Source organism: Alkalibacterium sp. MB6 (assembly GCF_009935905.1).
GTDB lineage: Bacteria > Bacillota > Bacilli > Lactobacillales > Carnobacteriaceae_A > Alkalibacterium.
In genome coordinates this window covers 1-1,678 of sequence record NZ_PREX01000056.1, presented here as the reverse complement: position 1 = coordinate 1,678, position 1,678 = coordinate 1, and the positions used below count along the sequence as shown (strand labels likewise).

The 1,678-nt window shown below is 38.0% G+C and carries 1 protein-coding gene; it reads right to left on the bottom strand.

The window, feature by feature from the left end; genetic code table 11:
• Positions 1-203: 203 nt before the first annotated feature.
• The gene (locus C3945_RS11630; protein WP_000202380.1) at positions 204-1,523 is read right to left on the bottom strand and encodes an IS1380-like element IS1678 family transposase; all 1,320 of its coding nucleotides are present in this window, start codon (positions 1,521-1,523) and stop codon (positions 204-206) included.
• Positions 1,524-1,678 lie beyond the last annotated feature (155 nt).

The following is a 1,678-nucleotide window of genomic DNA, read 5'->3' as shown; positions in this document are numbered from 1 at the left end:
CCTGAATAATTCATAGCTTTAATTCTTTGGCACATTTTATTGAAATATGTATCACTAATATCCCTATCAACTGATTTTGACTAAAAAGTTACTTCAAACATTCACTGTTCAAAAATATTGAGGAATAAATTTTGGGTGTAAGGCATTTTGAGCATACTTCTCCCTGGATAACTTCCCAGTAAAAAAATCGTTAGATTGTTGGATTAGATCCATTGACTGGCTCGCCTCAGGCGAGCAAAGACCCTGTAGAATTCATTCTGATACACATGATAACTAGATAATTTGAGATAGACTCGTCTACCCGTTTGGACTAATTTCCCAGCAACTTTCAGAAACTTCAATCGAATAGAATGAATGGTCATTCCCTTTTGGACTTCTTCAAAGCCAATCGTTCTTAAGAAGTTGACTAAGTTGTAAGCTATCAAGCTGAGCATCATTCGGACATGATTCTCCAAAAAGCGAGGACTGTCTGTTTTGTCAAAGTAAAAGCCAGCTTTCGCTTCTTTAATGAAGTTCTCCATTGTGCCACGTTTGGCATAGATAGAAAAGATGGTATCAGGAGAAACATTTTCTGATAGATTCGTCACGATAAATTCATGTCGAAAGAGTAGTTCGCCCGCTTCACGTGTTGAGCGTATACACACGCGACGACTTTGTGACCAGGATTGTGCTTGATAAGTGGTCGAGAAGTACTGAACTTCTCGTTCTTCCCACTTTTGATTATCGCCATAAAGTACTGATTTCTCAGCTATTTGACCTAGTCTACGATTATTCTTCAGTCGAATAACATAATGACTCTTTTTTGATTCACACGAATCATACACACCAGGTGTAGCGAACCCGCTGTCTCCACGAACCAAGATGTCAGTGTTTGGTAGAGAGTGATTATAGTGCTCTAATAAAGGTGTGAGAAACTCCTTTACGCCTTTTGATGTATATTGATTTCCTGAACGTAGTTCAGCTTTTAAGAAGTCACCAGTCAATCCGTCAAAAGCTACCAATGGATGGTAACCATAGGTTTGGTAGTGTGTATTATAATTCGTTTGTTCTTGGTGACCAAATGTATCTGAATGGGTCGAATCTAAATCAATGATTAATTCCGTATCATTACGGATGAGGCGTGCTTTATCGATAAGTTCTTGGTTCAAAGCTTGAAGTTCATGGATATTCTCCTCAGATAGTCGATCTAAAAATCGGGAAAGTGAAGATTGAGAAGCGAGTTCTTTCCTATCTAAAACAGCTTTAAACACAGGATCTTGTCTCAGGAGATTAGCTGCAGAATCAGCTGAGTAACCAGCAATTAATTGCATAATGAACTGCTCAAGTATGGATAAGTTGTCATGAGTAAAATACGCTCGTTCGTCTTCAATGTGAATGTGTTGCTTAGCCAGTTCAGAAAAACCAAAGATGTTCATCAGCTCTTTCACTAGGACGAGACCCGAATCACTCGATAATTGACCACCTGTATGAGAAATAGTGATATTTGAATTGAATTTTACTTGGTTTTTGTGTAAGCTAGTCATGAAAAGAACTCCTTTCTTTTGGTTGGTTTAGTCACTTTAACCATAGCAGAAAGGGGTTCTTTTTTCATCACTTAACGGGTGAAGATGAAAAAGTAATTGTAAGCTGCCGTGAGGCAGTTTCACATGGTTTTAATTAAAAGTATGAATTATTCAGG

Coding starts and splice junctions, on each gene's coding strand:
- C3945_RS11630 (WP_000202380.1), bottom strand. CDS start 1,523: ATGACTAGCTTACACAAAAACCAAGTAAAATTCAATTCAAATATCACT.